The organism is Vibrio taketomensis, assembly GCF_009938165.1.
GTDB classification, from domain to species: domain Bacteria; phylum Pseudomonadota; class Gammaproteobacteria; order Enterobacterales; family Vibrionaceae; genus Vibrio; species Vibrio taketomensis.
In genome coordinates this window covers 317,461-336,209 of sequence record NZ_AP019649.1, presented here as the reverse complement: position 1 = coordinate 336,209, position 18,749 = coordinate 317,461, and the positions used below count along the sequence as shown (strand labels likewise).

Here is an 18,749-nt window from a genome sequence, read left to right as displayed (position 1 = left end):
AAGGCAAGGAATTGTATGTTTGACTACCGTAAAGCTGCACTAGACGTTCTTAACACTGAAATTGAGGCATTGCAGCAACTAGACCAATATTTCGATGACAACTTTGCAAAAGCTTGTGAAACGATCTTAGCCAACAAAAATGGCAAGGTTGTCGTTATGGGTATGGGTAAATCAGGCCATATTGGCAACAAAATCGCAGCAACTCTCGCCAGTACCGGCACCTCGGCGTTTTTTGTTCACCCCGGTGAAGCGGCGCACGGTGATCTTGGTATGATTGAGCAGGGTGATATTGTGCTTGCGATTTCAAACTCAGGTGAAGCTCACGAAATTTTAGCCCTATTCCCAGTATTGAAACGTCTGAAAATTACCATCATTAGTATGACGGGTAAGCCATTATCGAATATGGCAAAACTTGCTGACGTTCATCTACAAATTACCGTGCCGAAAGAAGCATGCCCAATTCAACTGGCACCAACGTCAAGCACGACAGCAACGCTCGTTATGGGCGATGCGCTCGCAATGACGCTAATGCAAGCGCGTGGTTTTACCGCGGAAGACTTCGCACTTTCACACCCAGGTGGCGCACTAGGACGTAAACTCCTGCTTAAACTCGAAGATATAATGCACACGGGTGATAAACTGCCGCTAGTATCTCCTGAAACATTGATTCGTGACGCGCTTCTAGTGATTAGCGAAAAAGGTTTGGGAATGACGGCTGTGGTTGATAAAGACCAACAGCTCCAAGGTATTTTTACCGACGGTGACCTACGCCGAATTCTTGATAAACGTATCGATATTCACACCACAGTCATTGGTGATGTGATGACAAAAAATCCAACGGTTGCTGACCCTAACATGCTAGCAGCAGAGGGAGTAAACTTAATGCAAGAGAAAAGCATTAATGGACTACTGCTTTGCCAAGACAACCAAGTAGTCGGCGCGTTGAATATGCACGATCTGCTTAAAGCGGGAGTGATGTAAGTATGAGTCAAGTTACGACACTTTATGGTCCGGTAGATCCTCAGATTATTAACATCGCAAAACAAATCAAACTATTGATTTGTGACGTTGATGGCGTGTTTTCTGATGGGTTAATCTACATGGGCAACAACGGTGAAGAACTTAAGACATTCCATACTCGTGATGGTTATGGTGTAAAATCACTCATGAACGCGGGTGTTGAAATCGCTATTATCACCGGTCGCCGTTCGCAAATTGTTGAAAACAGAATGCGTGCGTTGGGCATATCTCTGATTTATCAAGGCCAAGATGATAAAGTTAAAGCCTACCATGATATATGCCAAAAACTTGATATTGCCGCTGAGCACACCGGTTATATTGGTGATGATCTAATTGATTGGCCAGTCATGGAAAAAGTTGCCCTTAAAGTCTGTGTCGCTGATGGGCATCCGTTATTGGCACAACGAGCAAACTATGTCACCACAATTCGTGGCGGTCATGGGGCTGTTCGTGAAGTCTGTGATTTAATACTTCAAGCCCGAGATGAACTTGATGTGCACAAAGGTCTAAGTATATGAGCCTCGCTCGAATCGGTTATTCGATTCTGATTGTGGTGATTGCTGTATCCAGCTATTACTTAATGCGCGATCAGAAAAGCTATGACATTCAACTTGAACCCAATGTTGAACTACCGATGTTTTCTGGTAGTCAATTAGTCAACACCTCATACAACGAACAAGGTGTTCGCAGCTATGTGATTACTTCCGTACGTCTTGATAATTACGCAAGCAACGGTGAAACCATTTTTGAAAGTCCGGTTCTAAAAGTGTATCAAGACGGAAAAATTCAAGAATGGGAAATCACGTCAAAACGTGGCGTACTTACCAAAGATCATGTTTTGGTGTTAGAAACTGATGTATTGGGTAAAAATTTATTACCTGACTCTGGATTTGATACATTATCAACTGACACTCTTAGTATTCAGTTAGATAATCGAGATTTTTGGGCAGATAACCAAGTTACTTTGGTGGGTCCTCAGTTTGAAACCGTCGGTGCAGCAATGAAAGGTAATTTTGCTGAGAATACCGCCACACTATACAAACATGTACAAGGTCGATATGAAACTTTCACACCTTAGTTTAATAGTCTGTTTGTTTGCCTCTGCGCAAGCATTAGCGCTGTCTACAGACCGCGAACAGCCAGTGTACATTGATTCTGACAGCCAACAGCTTGATATGCAGAGCAATAAAGTTACTTTTTTAGGTGACGTGAAACTCAAACAAGGCAGTATCAACATTAATGCTGACAAGATCGTAGTAACACGCGACCCAAATGATGGTTCGATCAAGCAGATTGAAGGTTTTGGAGATGTCGCCACCTTCTCTCAACTTACCGATGATGGCAAAACCCTTCACGGTGAAGCAAAAGAACTATACTACGACGTCAATAAAGATCAGTTAACCATGATCGACAAAGCAATATTGGCGCAGGATGATAGTGAAATTCGAGGTAATCACATTCGCTATCATATCTCTTCACAAAAACTGATTGCTGATGGCAAACAGAAAGGCGATCGCGTGTCGACAGTACTTCAGCCACAAGCAGTACAAGAATAATTATGGCGATTTTAAAAGCAGAACATCTAGCTAAAAGCTATAAAAATAGAAAAGTCGTTTCAGACGTTAGTTTAACCGTTGAGTCAGGCCAAATCGTGGGGCTGCTAGGTCCTAATGGCGCAGGTAAAACCACCTCGTTTTACATGATTGTTGGCCTGGTCGCTCGTGACGAAGGTACCATTAGCATCGATGGTCAAGATATCAGTATCTTGCCAATGCACAGCCGCTCGCGCATGGGTATAGGTTACTTACCTCAAGAAGCCTCGATCTTCCGTAAGTTGTCCGTTCAAGACAACATCATGGCGGTACTAGAAACTCGTGAAGAACTGACACGTGAAGAACGCCAGGACAAATTGGAAGATTTGTTAGAGGAATTCCACATTCAGCACATTCGCGAAAGTGCAGGTATGGCACTATCGGGTGGTGAACGTCGCCGTGTTGAGATTGCACGCGCTTTGGCAGCAAACCCACAGTTCATCCTACTTGATGAACCATTTGCAGGTGTTGACCCAATTTCGGTTATCGACATCAAGAAGATCATCGAGCACTTGCGTGATCGTGGTCTTGGGGTTTTGATTACTGACCATAACGTTCGAGAAACATTGGACGTTTGTGAAAAAGCCTACATCGTAAGCCAAGGACATTTGATCGCAGAAGGCTCTCCAGAAGACGTGCTAAACAACGAGCAAGTTAAGCAAGTTTATCTCGGCGAACAATTCCGTCTATGATTAATAAAAGTCTTTAGAACTTTATAAGGCAAAATTACTGCATGAAACCCTCATTACAACTCAAGCTAGGACAACAGTTGGCGATGACGCCACAATTGCAGCAAGCCATTCGTTTGTTGCAACTGTCAACGTTGGATCTTCAACAAGAAATTCAAGACGCATTGGATTCAAACCCACTGCTCGAAGTTGAAGAAGGCCACGAAGAACCGTCCACCAGCGAAGAGCGAATTAATAATGAGGACAAAGAGACACAACTCGATAACGCAGAAATTGAATTGCCTGACAGCTCAGATCTGATTGAAAAGTCAGAAATCAGCTCTGAGCTTGAAATCGACACAACTTGGGATGATGTCTACAGTGCCAATACTGGTAGCACTGGTATCGCACTTGATGATGATATGCCGGTATATCAGGGTGAAACCACTGAATCACTGCATGACTATCTAACTTGGCAGCTTGATCTGACACCTTTCAGTGAAACTGACCGTACCATTGCGATGGCAATTATCGATGCTATGGATGACTACGGTTACCTCACACTTTCACTCACCGAGATTCTTGAAAGCTTTGACAACGAAGAGATTGAGCTGGATGAAATCGAGGCGGTACGCAAACGTATTCAGCAATTTGACCCGCTTGGTGTTGCTTCGATTAACTTACAAGACTGCTTACTGTTACAACTTGCAACCTATCCTGAAGACACGCCATGGCTCAACGAAGCTAAGTTAATCCTGACCGATCATATTGATCAATTAGGCAATCGTGATTACAAACTAATCATTAAAGACACTAAGCTTAAAGAAACAGACCTGCGTGAAGTGTTAAAGCTGATTCAACAATTAGACCCTCGCCCAGGCAGTCGCATATCGACCGAGCATGCGGAATATGTGGTTCCGGATGTGTCTGTATTTAAAGATCACGGTAAATGGATGGTGACCATCAACCCTGATTCGATACCGCGTTTAAAGGTTAATCAACACTACGCGGCACTGGGCAAAGGCAACAGTGCAGATAGCCAATACATTCGCACTAATTTGCAAGAAGCCAAATGGCTGATCAAAAGCTTAGAGAGTAGAAACGAGACACTGCTCAAAGTAGCCAAATGTATTGTTGAACATCAACGAGATTTCTTTGAGTATGGTGAAGAGGCAATGAAGCCGATGGTACTCAATGATGTTGCGCTCGATGTGGATATGCATGAATCGACCATTTCACGCGTGACCACACAAAAGTATATGCACACACCAAGAGGTATCTTTGAATTGAAGTACTTCTTCTCTAGTCATGTAAGCACTGACAATGGAGGAGAATGTTCATCGACTGCAATTCGCGCCTTAATTAAAAAGCTCGTGGCTGCAGAAAATACTGCAAAACCACTGAGTGACAGCAAGATTGCAGCTCTACTCGCTGACCAAGGGATTCAGGTCGCTAGACGAACGATCGCTAAATACCGTGAATCTTTGGGCATTGCCCCTTCGAGTCAGCGTAAACGCCTACTTTAAGGCAGCAACCGAGAAGGAAAGTCTATGCAAATCAATATTAATGGCCATCACGTTGATCTAACCGATTCAATGCAAGACTACGTTAACGAAAAATTCCAAAAATTGGAGCGTTTCTTTGACCATATAAATAGCATTAATGTCGTACTAAAAGTTGAAAAACTTCGTCAGATCGCAGAAGCTACCCTTCACGTCAACCAAGCAGAAATACATGCTTCATCAGACGATGAAAACATGTATGCCGCTATCGACTCTCTAACCGACAAACTGGTTAGACAGCTGAATAAGCACAAAGAAAAACTTAACAGTCATTAACTATGCAACTTAGCGAAATCCTTACATTGGACTGCACCAAAAGTGCAGTCCAATGTACTAGTAAAAAACGAGCTCTGGAAATGATTAGTGAAATCGTTGCCGAGCACACTGGTCAAAACTCTACTGAGCTATTTGAATGTATGCTTAGCCGAGAAAAAATGGGCAGTACTGGCATTGGAAATGGGATTGCCATTCCCCATGCTCGTATGCAGTCTAGCGACAAAGCCATCGCGGTTTTGATGCAATGTGAAAGCCCAATTGAATTTGATGCCATCGATAACCGTCCTGTCGATCTCCTGTTCGCTCTACTGGTGCCAGATGCACAGTGTAAAGAGCACCTAAAAACACTCTCTTGCATGGCAGAGCGTCTTAACGACAAACAAATTCTTAAACAATTACGTAAAGCAGAATCAGACCAAGAGCTCTACGACATTATGGTCAATAGGTAGTAAGAAAATGCGATTAATCGTCGTCAGTGGTCAGTCTGGGGCTGGTAAAAGTGTTGCCCTACGCGTACTTGAAGACCTAGGTTACTACTGCGTTGATAACCTTCCTGTAAATCTACTGGATGTGTTTATTCGATCAATTCAAGACAGCAAACAAAACGTCGCGGTTAGCATCGATATTCGCAACTTACCTCAAGAGCCATCGCTGGTTTCTGATGTTCTGAGCAAACTAAAACAAGAACGTGATGTCAGCGTACTATTTTTAGATGCCAACAAGGACACCTTGCTCAAACGCTATAGTGAAACCAGACGGATTCATCCACTGTCACTCAGTCTTGAAAACACTTCTCTAGAACAAGCGATCGAGAAAGAAAAAGTGATTCTTTCTCCGCTTAAAGAAAATGCCGATCTGATTATTGATAGTAGTAACCAATCCTTGCATGAACTCAGTGAGAGTGTTCGCTTACGCGTTGAAGGACGAGAGCGCAAGCAACTCGTGATGGTATTTCAATCCTTTGGCTTTAAATATGGTCTTCCTAGTGATGCCGACTATGTCTTTGATGTGCGTTTTTTACCTAATCCACATTGGGAGCCAGATTTACGCCCACTGACCGGACTCGATGCACCGATTCGCGCTTTCCTTGAAAGCCACAAAGAAGTGGTCGAACTGAAGCTGCAAATACAAAAGTTCATCGAACATTGGTTGCCGCTATTAGAAAAAAATAATCGTAGTTATTTGACCGTGGCGATCGGCTGCACTGGCGGTAAACATCGCTCAGTGTACCTCACTCAGCAAATTGGCCAGTATTTTGCCGATCTCGGTCAGCAAGTGCAAATACGTCACACCTCGCTTGAGAAAAATTTAAAGGATTAATCATGTCTCTTGAGAGCAAAACTGTTCTGATTCAAAACCGTTTGGGGCTACATGCTCGTGCCGCATGTAAATTGGTCGAGTTAGCCCAATCGTTTGAGGCGATTCTCACGATTCAAAATTATGAGGGAAAAATGGCGACTGCCGATAGTGTCATGGGTTTGTTGATGCTGGAGTCAGCTCAAGGAGAACATGTGACTATTCTCGCTGAAGGTAATGATGCCACCAGCGCGTTAGATGCGGTTTGTCAGCTTATTGAACACAAATTTGATGAGGATGAATAACTCATATTGTCTGATGGATTAATCACCTTATATTAATCCATCGTCACACTTCTATCTAAAACCCTCAAAATATTCACTCTAACTTGACCAAATAATCAACAACGGTCGGTTTTCTTCACACGAACTTATTAAACAAGTAGTAAAATTAAGTTACTATTCAAATCATTGTAAGCCTATAGAGTCAGGGGGAATAAATGGCAGAGCAAATAGAATTCGACCAAGCTCACCAAGCCCTGCAAGAAGTGACCGAAGCTTTAGAAAATGGCCGTTTCGTCCATGTCCGCCGCCAACTGCAGGATATGGAACCAGAAGATATCGCCCATCTACTAGAGGCATCACCACGTAAAAGCCGTGAAGTGCTTTGGCAACTTACGGATCCAGAAGATTACGGTGAAATCCTCGACGAGTTAAGCGAGGATGTAAAAGATGATCTGGTGTCACGTATGGCACCTGAAATGCTGGCTGAAGCGACCGAAGGCATGGACACCGATGATGTGGCCTATGTTTTGCGAAGCCTACCTGACGACGTATCTCGTGAAGTTCTTTCTCAAATGGATGAGGAAGAGCGTCTGCGTGTTGAAACGGCGCTATCCTACGCAGAAGACACCGCCGGTGGTCTAATGAACACCGACGTAATCACCATTCGTGGTGACGTCGATATCGATGTCGTTTTGCGCTACTTGCGTATGCGTGGTGAACTTCCTGAAGCAACCGATGCACTGTATGTTATCGATGAAGAACAGCGCCTGATTGGTGAGTTATCTTTGATGACAGTGCTAACGACACAACCCGATGTGCGTGTTGCCGATGTTATGGAAGATGCTGATGATGCCATTGAAGTCACAATGAGTGACTCTGATGTCGCCAGCCTATTTGAACGTCGTAACTGGGTGTCAGCACCGGTCATTGATGAAAACCAGCATCTTGTTGGTCGTATCACCATCGATGACGTGGTTGATGTTATTCGTGAAGACGCTGAACACTCAATGATGAGTATGGCCGGTCTAGATGATGACGAAGATACCTTCGCCCCTGTCGTTAAATCAGCGCGCAAACGCAGTATCTGGCTAGGTGCAAACGTGCTTGCTGCATTAGCAGCTGCTTCGGTCTCCAACATGTTTGAAGCCACTTTAGACCAAATGGCAGCGATAGCAGTATTAATGACCATTGTGCCATCGATGGGTGGGGTTGCTGGTAACCAAACTGTCGCGCTAGTTATTCGCGGCCTGGCTCTTGGTCATATCGGTGATGCCAACAAACGTGAACTACTAATGAAAGAAGCTGCGATCGGTTTTCTTAATGGCGTCATGTGGGCGCTCATCATTGGTGGCATCGTTGTCGCATGGAAAGGTAACTGGATGCTTGGTGGTATTATCTCTGCAGCCATGATGACCAACCTTTTGGTGGCAGGTATCGCGGGTGTAACCATTCCAATCATTTTGAAAAAAATGAATATCGATCCCGCGCTCGCCGGTGGTATGGCATTAACCACTGTAACCGATGTTGTCGGTTTGTCGGTATTCTTAGGCCTAGCTACGCTACTCATCTAGCTGAGACATCTAACTCAATCAAATGACATAAGAAAGCGCTGTTATTCAGCGCTTTTTTTGTTTCTAAGGCCCGTACTAGATAAACTTATCCATTTAGGTTAGGACCCAACCATTTTTCTGCTTCCAACATACCCCAACCTTTTCGGTCGGCATAGCTTTGCACCTGATCTTCTTGGATTTGAGCAATGGCAAAGTAACGTGAGTCAGGATGCGAGAAATACCAACCAGAAACAGAAGCACCTGGCCACATCGCATAACTACTCGTCAGTGACATGCCAATAGTCTCTTCCACTTTCAACAACTCCCAAAGAGCCCCTTTTTCGGTATGCTCAGGACAAGCCGGATAGCCAGGAGCAGGACGGATCCTTTGGTATTTTTCACGAATCAGTTCATCATTTGATAAATCTTCTAATGGTGAATAACCCCAAATTTCCTTGCGCACCCGCTCATGCAAGTATTCTGCAAACGCTTCTGCCAAACGATCGGCAACCGCTTGGATCATAATCGCATTGTAATCATCACCTTGAGCTTTAAATTCATCCGCGAGTTCTCGCTCACCCACACCACCGGTTACTGCAAAACCACCGATCCAATCCAGTTTTCCTGACTCTTTGGGCGCGACGTAATCAGAAAGGCAATAGTTAAACCCCTTAGGCTTTTCCGTTTGCTGACGCAGGTTATGCAGTATTTTCGCCACTTGAGTTCGAGACTCATCGGTATACACTTCAATATCATCGCCAACACTGGCTGCTGGAAATAATGCACACATACCGCGAGCTTTAAGTAAACCTTCTCGCTCAATGCGATCCAACCAATCATTGGCATCTTTAAACAGACGCTGTGCTTCTTCACCCACCTCTTCATGTTGGAAAATCGTTGGATATTTCCCCACCAAAGACCAAGTCATAAAAAATGGTGTCCAGTCGATATAATTGCGTAGCGTCGCAACATCAAAATCATCAAACACATGCACACCCGGTTTAACTGGGGCTGGCGGTGTATAGTTTTGCCAATCAATCGTAACTTTATTCGCTCTAGCCTGTTCTAACGTCACCGGTTTCGTGCGTGGCTTCTTACGATGATGTTGATCGCGCACTCTTTCATAATCAGCATCGAGCTTTTCAATAAAGTTAGGTCGAAGCTCATTCGAGAGTAGCGACGTACACACCCCTACCGCACGTGACGCGTTGTTTACGTACACCACAGGGTGTTTGTAGTTCTGTTCGATCTTAACCGCCGTATGCGCTTTAGAAGTTGTCGCACCACCAATCAACAGTGGTAAATCAAAATCTAAACGTTCCATCTCTTTGGCGACATGTACCATTTCGTCCAATGACGGGGTGATCAAGCCTGAGAGACCAATAATATCGACATTCTCTTCCTTGGCGACTTTAAGTATTTGCTCACATGGCACCATCACGCCAAGGTCAATAATTTCATAGTTATTGCACTGTAAAACTACCCCAACGATATTCTTGCCTATATCGTGCACATCACCTTTAACGGTTGCCAATAGAATCTTACCGTTTGAACTTCCAGCTTGCTTCGAAGCATTGATAAATGGCTCTAAGTGAGCGACCGCTTGCTTCATAACACGCGCAGACTTCACCACTTGAGGTAAGAACATCTTACCTTCACCAAAGAGATCGCCTACCACATTCATGCCATCCATCAATGGCCCCTCAATCACTTCTAATGGTTTCGCAGCATTGAGACGAGCCTCTTCCGTATCGGCAACGATAAACTCAGTAATACCTTTAACCAATGCATGCTCAAGGCGCTTTTCGACAGGCCAAGTACGCCACTCTAAAGCAGAAGCATCATCTTGTTTACCCACTGCGTTTTCACGATACTCTTCCGCGATTTCAAGTAGACGCTCAGTACCATCATCACGACGGTTAAGCACCACATCTTCAACCGCTTCACGCAATTTTTCCGGAACATTGTCATAAATTTCAAGCTGACCGGCATTAACGATCCCCATGTCCATTCCGTTTTTGAAACAGTGGTAAAGAAATACGGCATGAATCGCTTCACGCACATAGTTATTACCTCGAAAAGAGAATGAAACATTCGAGACACCACCAGAAATCATCGCATGGGGTAAATCACGTTTTATATCGGCTACCGCATCGATGAAATCCACCGCGTAGTTATTGTGCTCTTCAATACCCGTTGCCACGGCAAAGATATTTGGGTCAAAGATGATATCTTCTGGAGGGAATCCCACTTCATCGACTAAAATACGATAGGCATTGGTACAGATTTCTAATTTACGTTGACGAGTGTCCGCCTGACCCACTTCATCAAATGCCATCACGATGACAGCCGCGCCATAGCGACGAATTAACTTGGCTTGCTGAATAAACTTCTTTTCCTTCTTTTAAAGAAATCGAGTTAACAATACCCTTACCTTGAATACATTTCAGACCCGCTTCAATTACTTCCCATTTTGAAGAATCGACCATGATTGGCACTTTAGAGATCTCTGGCTCAGAAGCACAGAGATTGAGAAAGCGCACCATACTCGCCTCGGCATCCAACATGCCTTCATCCATGTTGATATCGATGATCTGAGCGCCGTTTTCCACTTGCTGACGAGCTACTTCCAGTGCTTCATCATACAACTCTTCTTTGATCAGTCGTTTAAAGCGAGCAGAACCTGTAACGTTAGTTCGCTCACCAACATTCACAAACAGGGTGTCTTTTTCTATCGTTAGTGGCTCTAGTCCTGATAGACGACAAGCGACTTGAATCTCAGGTAATACGCGAGGAGAGACACCATCCACAGCCATCGCCATATGGCGAATATGCTCAGGCGTGGTACCACAACAGCCGCCAATCAGATTTAAAAAGCCACTCTGCGCCCATTCTTGTACATGCTCTGCCATATCCTCAGGGGAAAGATCATACTCACCAAAAGCATTAGGTAAGCCCGCATTAGGGTGCGCTGAGATAAAGGTTTCAGAAATACGTGAGAGTTCTTCAACATAAGGACGTAGCTCGTCAGGGCCAAGCGCACAGTTCAGGCCAAAAGAAATAGGTTTAACGTGACGTAATGAGTTGTAGAAAGCTTCGGTAGTTTGGCCGGATAGGGTACGCCCAGAAGCATCAGTGATGGTGCCAGAGATCATCACAGGTAATGCAATACCTAGTTCCTCAAACACACAATCAACCGCAAAAGCACAAGCTTTGGCATTTAAGGTATCGAAAATGGTTTCAATTAGGATAAGATCTGACCCGCCTTTGATCAAAGCACGGGTCGACTCAGAATAAGCTTCAACTAATTGATCAAATGACACGTTACGATAACCGGGATCGTTAACGTCCGGTGAAATGGAACAGGTACGGTTTGTTGGCCCAAGTACACCTGCAACATAACGTGGCTTCTCTGGTGTTTTTGCCGTCCATTCATCAGCGGCTTCACGGGCTAACAGAGCTGCAGCGAAGTTAATCTCCTCGCTAAGGCTTTGCATATCATAATCAGCCATCGCGATGGTTGTCGCGTTAAAAGTATTGGTTTCAAGGATATCCGCCCCGGCTTCCAAATACTGATGATGAATATCTTTAATAAGCTGTGGCTGAGTGAGAACCAATAGATCATTGTTACCTTTTAGGTCACTATGCCAATCAGCAAAGCGTTCTCCGCGATAGTCTTGCTCTTCCAACTTATAACCTTGAATCATGGTGCCCATACCACCATCAATCAGCAAAATTTGTTGTTTAAGCCGTGCTTCTATCTGTTGCCTAATATTACTTCCCACAATACAGCCTCATTCCTTTGATTAGACTTACATCCTAACACAGAAAGAACAGAAGTATAGACGTCTAAAATCAAATTCACTGATATAAGGTTGATAAAATAGTGTTTGCCATTTGTTGCAGATAAGCACAATATTCTTAGTCATAATTAGTCTTACAAGAGGCCTGTTATGTCGGTCTATTACACACTCTGTTTTTTGTCCGCCGCTGCAATGCTGATTGCCTTTATAAATAGCAAAATAGGCAAAATGCAAACCACCATCGCTATCACTGCTGGTTCTATGATGTTGTCATTATTGATTCTAATTGCGGGTCAAAATGATTGGTTCCAGCTCTCCGAAATCGCCTCTCACACCATGGCCAAAATAAATTTTGAAGATTTTCTTCTCAAAGGTATTTTGGCTTTCTACTTTTGGCGGTTTAGGAATCAAACTTTCAAACCTTAAAGATCAGAAATGGAAATTACCGTTCTCGCTTTAGGTGCCACTCTCTTTTCGACATTTTTTATCGGTTTTGCCCTATACGGTTTTTGTCAGTTAATCGGTATCCATTTTGACCTAGTTTACTGTCTATTGTTCGGAGCTCTCATTTCACCGACCGATCCAATCGCTGTACTGGCTATCGTTAAAAAGCTTAATGCACCAAAACGCATTTCAACTCAGATTGAAGGTGAATCCCTATTTAACGATGGCTTTGGCTTAGTCATCTTCGTTACCATCTATACAGTAGCATTTGGTAACGAAGCACCAACGTTTAGTAGTGTGAGTATGCTATTCCTGCAAGAGGCCATCGGCGGCATTGTCTATGGATTTGTACTTGGCTTAATCTTCCACTATCTAATCAGTGCAACCAACGATCATTCAATGGAGTTGCTCCTCACTATTGGGATTCCAACAGCTGGTTATGCTTTTGCAGAAGTATTGCATGTATCAGGCCCCCTAGCGATGGTTGTATCGGGGATAATGATTGGTAACTGGACTCGCCATATCGGATTTTCCAAAGAGAGTGAAGACCATCTCGATCACTTCTGGGAGTTGGTTGATGAATTTCTCAATGGGGTACTATTTCTTCTTATCGGTATGTCGATGCTGCTGTTTGAATTCCACAAAGAAGACTTCATCTTGATGGCATTTGCGATTCCATTAGTTCTGACTGGTCGTTACTTAAGTGTCTACTTCTCTTATATCGGCTTTAAGCGCTATAGAAGCTACAACCCATGGTCGACTCGCATTTTGACTTGGGGTGGCTTACGGGGCGGTTTAGCTCTAGCAATGGCCCTTTCAATCCCAGCAGGGATATGGGTTATTCCAGACAAGCTAATCGACGTAAAAGAGATCATTCTCGTAATGACTTATTCGGTTGTTGTATTCTCGATTCTAATTCAAGGTTCAACCATTACACCTATGATTGAACGAGCGAAACAAGCAGAAAAAGAGTTGTGACTAATCTCTTAGATAGAAATACAATAAAGGCAGCCAAATAGGCTGCCTTTTTCGTTCGTATCGGTTTATGAGCTTTTAGATCATCATAGACCTAAAGCCTAAGAGTAGCTCAATGCTTTACGTTCTCAGTCGTCGCTTTCACTTTAGCGGCGTTTTGTTCTTGCCATGCTTTACGTACTTTCACGGTAACAAAACCAAGAATAGCGGTAGCTAATGTAATCACAGGCGCAGCCATAAGGCCCATCGTTACAAGCTTACTTATATTTTCTGGTAGTAACGGTAATAACATACCGAAAGAACACAGTAGCAACGTCCATAGAATCGCACTCAACCAAGCGAAATAATGGAACTTATTCACTTTATTCGCACGCATACCCATCATCAACGGTAGCAAAGAACGCACCACAGGAATAAAGCGAGCACAAAATAGTGCCACTAAACCGTGCTTGCCCAACAACACATCGACTTGCTGCAAGCGCTTTTGCGGAACCGCATTAACCCAGCCTTGAACCTTAGGTAAGCGGTTTAACCAGCGTCCTTGAACATAAGCGGACCAGCTACCAAGAGCAGCGCATGTCGCAATCAAGATGAGAATAAGTATAGGGTCTAACACCCCAACAGCTGCCAACGTACCAGATAACACCACAACGCTATCGCAAGGGAATGGTGCGGCAGGAATAAAGCCACTTTCTAAAAAGATCAGAGCACCAACAACAAAGTAAACCATAGCAGCGCTGCCTGGTGTCATTAGCGTAGTAAAGTCCTGATGCCAAAGCGCCATCAAAACATCAATAATTGAATCCAACATTTTATAACCTCATAAACCAAGTAAATACATTCAAACAAGCTGTGGTGTATGTCGGCTATGAATAAATCGATAGATTAGGTTTGATTCATAATGCTGTTTAACTCTTAATGCCACATCAACATCATACTGTCGATAATAATGCCCATTGATTGAGTTGGTTTGCGCATAAATCGAATCACTAACCGGAAGGAATGAGGCACCATGCCCCTGGCGTTCAGTTGGCTTTTGAATATTTCGGCTGATCAGCGTATGTAAAGGGTTGGCGTGTCGCTTTGCCTCAATACTATAAATAGAACTAGCTTTGAAAGATTGTAATTGATGAACTGCCGTATAATTGTCAGATTGTTTAGGCAATAGCTCGTCGTCCGCTGCCGTAGTTAGCAACAGAGTCAAACAAACCGCGGATAGCATACCTATCAAACGCAAAGCCTTTCTCCACCCAATTAAACTTCGAAGTACTACATTAGCAATACTAGTTGGGTTTTAGCGCCGCTAGTAAATTAGTTCAATAGGCATCAATTATCGAAACGACAAAATAACTATAATAATAGAAATGCCATTAAATTTACTCTTAATAATCATAGAGATAAAAGATCACATTTAAATTATTAAACGCTTTATACATGCCTACTTACATAAAATATCATGATAAATAGTAACGCTTGGAATTCAGATCACTTAACTACGGATGCGGGTATATAAAAGAGAAAATCGATTTGAGAACCACTAACTCAGCAGTATCTTCTCAAAGTGAAGCATCAAAAACACTGAACGTTTCCGACTATCAAATTTTGAAGCTGAACAGATACTTACGATATAGAGTCCTAAGTTCATTTTCGTTGAATATGAAAAATCCCTGCTATTTCTTGCGGGCATGCCTAGTGAGGGCTTTACAATAAGTGGCAGAGCGGCTGGACTTGCAATCCGATGAGAGTCGATTCCTTTGCAAAAGGAACTTTTCTTCAGATATTAAAAAACCCGACGCTTTCGCATCGGGTTAAATAAGTGGCGGAGTGGACGGGACTCGAACCCGCGACCCCCGGCGTGACAGGCCGGTATTCTAACCAACTGAACTACCACTCCGCAGTGGACTACTTGTCGTCGCTGACAAGTGTTCATAATTTAAAGCCTGGCGATGTCCTACTCTCACATGGGGAAGCCCCACACTACCATCGGCGCTAATTCGTTTCACTTCTGAGTTCGGCATGGAATCAGGTGGGTCCAAATCGCTATGGTCGCCAAGCAAATTCTTTAATCTGGAAAGCTGTTTTCAGTTCTTACACATTCAATGTTCTAGTTTGAGTCCAATCAAAACCCCTTGGGTGTTGTATGGTTAAGCCTCACGGGCAATTAGTATCAGTTAGCTCAATGCCTCACAGCACTTACACACCTGACCTATCAACGTCGTAGTCTCCGACAACCCTTTAGGATACTTAAAGTATCAGGAGAACTCATCTCAAGGCTCGCTTCCGCTTAGATGCTTTCAGCGGTTATCGATTCCGAACTTAGCTACCGGGCAATGCGTCTGGCGACACAACCCGAACACCAGAGGTTCGTCCACTCCGGTCCTCTCGTACTAGGAGCAGCCCCTTTCAATTCTCCAACGCCCACGGCAGATAGGGACCGAACTGTCTCACGACGTTCTAAACCCAGCTCGCGTACCACTTTAAATGGCGAACAGCCATACCCTTGGGACCGACTTCAGCCCCAGGATGTGATGAGCCGACATCGAGGTGCCAAACACCGCCGTCGATATGAACTCTTGGGCGGTATCAGCCTGTTATCCCCGGGTACCTTTTATCCGTTGAGCGATGGCCCTTCCATTCAGAACCACCGGATCACTATGACCTGCTTTCACCTGCTCGAACCGTCATTCTCGCAGTTAAGCGGGCTTATGCCATTGCACTAACCTCACGATGTCCAACCGTGATTAGCCCACCTTCGTGCTCCTCCGTTACTCTTTGGGAGGAGACCGCCCCAGTCAAACTACCCACCAGGCACTGTCCGTAACCCCGATTAGGGGTCGACGTTAGAACATCAACACTACAAGGGTGGTATTTCAAGGACGGCTCCACAAATACTGGCGTACTTGCTTCAAAGCCTCCCACCTATCCTACACATGTAGGGTCAATGTTCAGTGCCAAGCTGTAGTAAAGGTTCACGGGGTCTTTCCGTCTAGCCGCGGGTACACTGCATCTTCACAGCGATTTCAATTTCACTGAGTCTCGGGTGGAGACAGCGTGGCCATCATTACGCCATTCGTGCAGGTCGGAACTTACCCGACAAGGAATTTCGCTACCTTAGGACCGTTATAGTTACGGCCGCCGTTTACCGGGCTTCGATCAAGAGCTTCGACCGAAGTCTAACCCCATCAATTAACCTTCCGGCACCGGGCAGGCGTCACACCGTATACGTCATCTTACGATTTTGCACAGTGCTGTGTTTTAATAAACAGTTGCAGCCACCTGGTATCTGCGACTCTCAATAGCTCCATCCGCGAGGGACTTCACCGTCAAGAGCGTACCTTCTCCCGAAGTTACGGTACCATTTTGCCTAGTTCCTTCACCCGAGTTCTCTCAAGCGCCTTGGTATTCTCTACCCGACCACCTGTGTCGGTTTGGGGTACGATTCCTTACAATCTGAAGCTTAGAGGCTTTCCTGGAAGCATGGCATCAATGACTTCACTACCGTAGTAGCTCGACGTCGTGTCTCAGCCTTAAAAGAGCCGGATTTACCTAACTCTTAAGCCTACGCACTTGAACCTGGACAACCGTCGCCAGGCCCACCTAGCCTTCTCCGTCCCCATCGCAATTGTAAGAAGTACGGGAATATTAACCCGTTTCCCATCGACTACGCCTTTCGGCCTCGCCTTAGGGGTCGACTTACCCTGCCCCGATTAACGTTGGACAGGAACCCTTGGTCTTCCGGCGAGGAGGTTTTTCACCCCCTTTATCGTTACTCATGTCAGCATTCGCACTTCTGATACCTCCAGCATGCTTTACAACACACCTTCAACGGCTTACAGAACGCTCCCCTACCCAATAACTAAAAGTTATTGCCGCAGCTTCGGTTTATAGCTTAGCCCCGTTACATCTTCCGCGCAGGCCGACTCGACTAGTGAGCTATTACGCTTTCTTTAAATGATGGCTGCTTCTAAGCCAACATCCTAGCTGTCTAAGCCTTCCCACATCGTTTCCCACTTAGCTATAATTTGGGACCTTAGCTGGCGGTCTGGGTTGTTTCCCTCTCCACGACGGACGTTAGCACCCGCCGTGTGTCTCCCGGATAGTACTTACTGGTATTCGGAGTTTGCAAAGGGTTGGTAAGTCGGGATGACCCCCTAGCCTTAACAGTGCTCTACCCCCAGTAGTATTCGTCCGAGGCGCTACCTAAATAGCTTTCGGGGAGAACCAGCTATCTCCAGGTTTGATTGGCCTTTCACCCTAGCCACAAGTCATCCGCTAATTTTTCAACATTAGTCGGTTCGGTCCTCCAGTTGATGTTACTCAACCTTCAACCTGCCCATGGCTAGATCACCTGGTTTCGGGTCTATATCCAGAGACTGAACGCCCAGTTAAGACTCGGTTTCCCTACGGCTCCCTAGATGGTTAACCTTGCCACTGAATATAAGTCGCTGACCCATTATACAAAGGTACGCAGTCACAGGACAAAGCCTGCTCCTACTGCTTGTACGTACACGGTTTCAGGTTCTATTTCACTCCCTCACAGGGTTCTTTTCGCCTTTCCCTCACGGTACTGGTTCACTATCGGTCAGTCAGTAGTATTTAGCCTTGGAGGATGGTCCCCCCATATTCAGACAGGATAACACGTGTCCCGCCCTACTCGATTTCACTGAACACACATCGTCAACTACGGGACTATCACCCTGTATCGTCGGACTTTCCAGACCGTTCGTCTAACGCGTGTAAAGCTTAAGGGCTAGTCCAATTTCGCTCGCCGCTACTTTCGGAATCTCGGTTGATTTCTTTTCCTCGGGGTACTTAGATGTTTCAGTTCCCCCGGTTCGCCTCGTTACGCTATGTATTCACGTAACGATACTTACTTATGTAAGTGGGTTTCCATTCGGAAATCCCAGACTCAAGTGGCTTTACTGCCTAATCTGGGCTTATCGCAAGTTAATACGTCCTTCATCGCCTCTGACTGCCAAGGCATCCACCGTGTACGCTTAGTCACTTAACCATACAACCCGAAGGAGTTTCGAGTTGATGTTCAAATCACCAAAGTTGTCTGCAATTTTTATACATGATGCAGACTCGATTTTGCCGGACTCAAATTCCAAGAACACTTGAATGTGTTTTTAGTTGTATTCAATAAATGAATACTTTGAGAACTTTACAAACAACAATAAATTGTTGTTTTGTCAGCTTTCCAAATTGTTAAAGAGCTTGATTTCTTTCGAAACCATTTTTAAAAACACTCAACTTTCTATTCAAAAGTAAATGCGCTT

13 protein-coding genes, 1 tRNA gene, 2 rRNA genes and 2 pseudogenes are annotated in these 18,749 nt (G+C 44.6%); 12 read left to right on the top strand and 6 right to left on the bottom strand.

Annotation, left to right across the window (positions count from 1 at the left end):
- The first annotated feature begins 15 nt into the window (after nucleotides 1–15).
- From Vt282_RS01655 to mgtE, 11 genes are all read left to right on the top strand, one after another.
- A complete protein-coding gene (locus tag Vt282_RS01655; protein ID WP_162062386.1) occupies nucleotides 16–981 on the top strand; it encodes a KpsF/GutQ family sugar-phosphate isomerase in 966 nt (321 codons plus the stop codon).
- Between the two features lie 2 nt (nucleotides 982–983).
- Nucleotides 984–1,538 (top strand): 3-deoxy-manno-octulosonate-8-phosphatase KdsC, encoded by a 555-nt coding sequence (gene kdsC / locus Vt282_RS01650; protein ID WP_162047247.1) that lies wholly within the window; start codon nucleotides 984–986, stop codon nucleotides 1,536–1,538.
- Complete coding sequence (gene lptC, locus Vt282_RS01645) at nucleotides 1,535–2,098, top strand: LPS export ABC transporter periplasmic protein LptC (protein WP_162062385.1); 564 nt, start codon at nucleotides 1,535–1,537, stop codon at nucleotides 2,096–2,098. Before kdsC ends, lptC begins: the two co-directional genes overlap by 4 nt.
- Nucleotides 2,079–2,576 (top strand): lipopolysaccharide transport periplasmic protein LptA, encoded by a 498-nt coding sequence (gene lptA, locus Vt282_RS01640; RefSeq protein WP_162062384.1) that lies wholly within the window; start codon nucleotides 2,079–2,081, stop codon nucleotides 2,574–2,576. Before lptC ends, lptA begins: the two co-directional genes overlap by 20 nt.
- Before the next feature lie 2 nt (nucleotides 2,577–2,578).
- On the top strand, nucleotides 2,579–3,304 hold the full coding sequence (gene lptB, locus Vt282_RS01635) for an LPS export ABC transporter ATP-binding protein (RefSeq protein WP_162047250.1): 726 nt from the start codon (nucleotides 2,579–2,581) through the stop codon (nucleotides 3,302–3,304).
- A 41-nt stretch (nucleotides 3,305–3,345) separates the two neighbouring features.
- Nucleotides 3,346–4,806, top strand: a complete 1,461-nt coding sequence (locus tag Vt282_RS01630) for an RNA polymerase factor sigma-54 (RefSeq protein ID WP_162047251.1) — start codon at nucleotides 3,346–3,348, stop codon at nucleotides 4,804–4,806.
- A gap of 24 nt (nucleotides 4,807–4,830) precedes the next feature.
- Entirely contained in the window at nucleotides 4,831–5,118 is a 288-nt protein-coding gene (gene hpf / locus Vt282_RS01625; RefSeq protein WP_162047252.1) for a ribosome hibernation promoting factor, read from the top strand.
- A 2-nt stretch (nucleotides 5,119–5,120) separates the two neighbouring features.
- Nucleotides 5,121–5,567 carry a PTS IIA-like nitrogen regulatory protein PtsN gene (ptsN, locus tag Vt282_RS01620; protein ID WP_162047253.1) on the top strand — a complete coding sequence of 149 codons (447 nt, stop codon included), beginning with the start codon at nucleotides 5,121–5,123 and terminating at the stop codon, nucleotides 5,565–5,567.
- Nucleotides 5,568–5,574: 7 nt separating this feature from the next.
- The gene (gene rapZ / locus Vt282_RS01615) at nucleotides 5,575–6,438 is read left to right on the top strand and encodes an RNase adapter RapZ (RefSeq protein ID WP_162047254.1); all 864 of its coding nucleotides are present in this window, start codon (nucleotides 5,575–5,577) and stop codon (nucleotides 6,436–6,438) included.
- 2 nt (nucleotides 6,439–6,440) lie between these two features.
- Nucleotides 6,441–6,719, top strand: coding sequence for an HPr family phosphocarrier protein (locus Vt282_RS01610; RefSeq protein WP_162047255.1), 279 nt, complete (start codon nucleotides 6,441–6,443; stop codon nucleotides 6,717–6,719).
- A gap of 194 nt (nucleotides 6,720–6,913) precedes the next feature.
- A complete protein-coding gene (gene mgtE / locus Vt282_RS01605) occupies nucleotides 6,914–8,269 on the top strand; it encodes a magnesium transporter (RefSeq protein WP_162062383.1) in 1,356 nt (451 codons plus the stop codon).
- An 85-nt stretch (nucleotides 8,270–8,354) separates the two neighbouring features.
- On the opposite strand, the pseudogene metH reads toward mgtE, so the two are convergent.
- Nucleotides 8,355–12,033, bottom strand: a pseudogene (metH, locus tag Vt282_RS01600) (methionine synthase).
- 168 nt (nucleotides 12,034–12,201) lie between these two features.
- Between metH and Vt282_RS01595 the strand changes: the two are divergent.
- Nucleotides 12,202–13,473, top strand: a pseudogene (locus tag Vt282_RS01595) (cation:proton antiporter).
- A 109-nt stretch (nucleotides 13,474–13,582) separates the two neighbouring features.
- Here Vt282_RS01595 and Vt282_RS01590 read toward each other — a convergent pair.
- The 5 genes from Vt282_RS01590 to Vt282_RS01570 all read right to left on the bottom strand — a co-directional run bounded on the left by Vt282_RS01590 (nucleotide 13,583) and on the right by Vt282_RS01570 (nucleotide 18,481).
- The gene (locus Vt282_RS01590) at nucleotides 13,583–14,281 is read right to left on the bottom strand and encodes a DedA family protein (RefSeq protein WP_162047258.1); all 699 of its coding nucleotides are present in this window, start codon (nucleotides 14,279–14,281) and stop codon (nucleotides 13,583–13,585) included.
- Nucleotides 14,282–14,311: 30 nt separating this feature from the next.
- A complete protein-coding gene (locus Vt282_RS01585) occupies nucleotides 14,312–14,707 on the bottom strand; it encodes a hypothetical protein (protein WP_162062382.1) in 396 nt (131 codons plus the stop codon).
- A gap of 580 nt (nucleotides 14,708–15,287) precedes the next feature.
- Nucleotides 15,288–15,364, bottom strand: a tRNA-Asp gene (locus Vt282_RS01580).
- Nucleotides 15,365–15,408: 44 nt separating this feature from the next.
- A 5S ribosomal RNA gene (gene rrf, locus Vt282_RS01575) occupies nucleotides 15,409–15,524 on the bottom strand.
- Nucleotides 15,525–15,610: 86 nt separating this feature from the next.
- Nucleotides 15,611–18,481, bottom strand: a 23S ribosomal RNA gene (locus tag Vt282_RS01570).
- Nucleotides 18,482–18,749 lie beyond the last annotated feature (268 nt).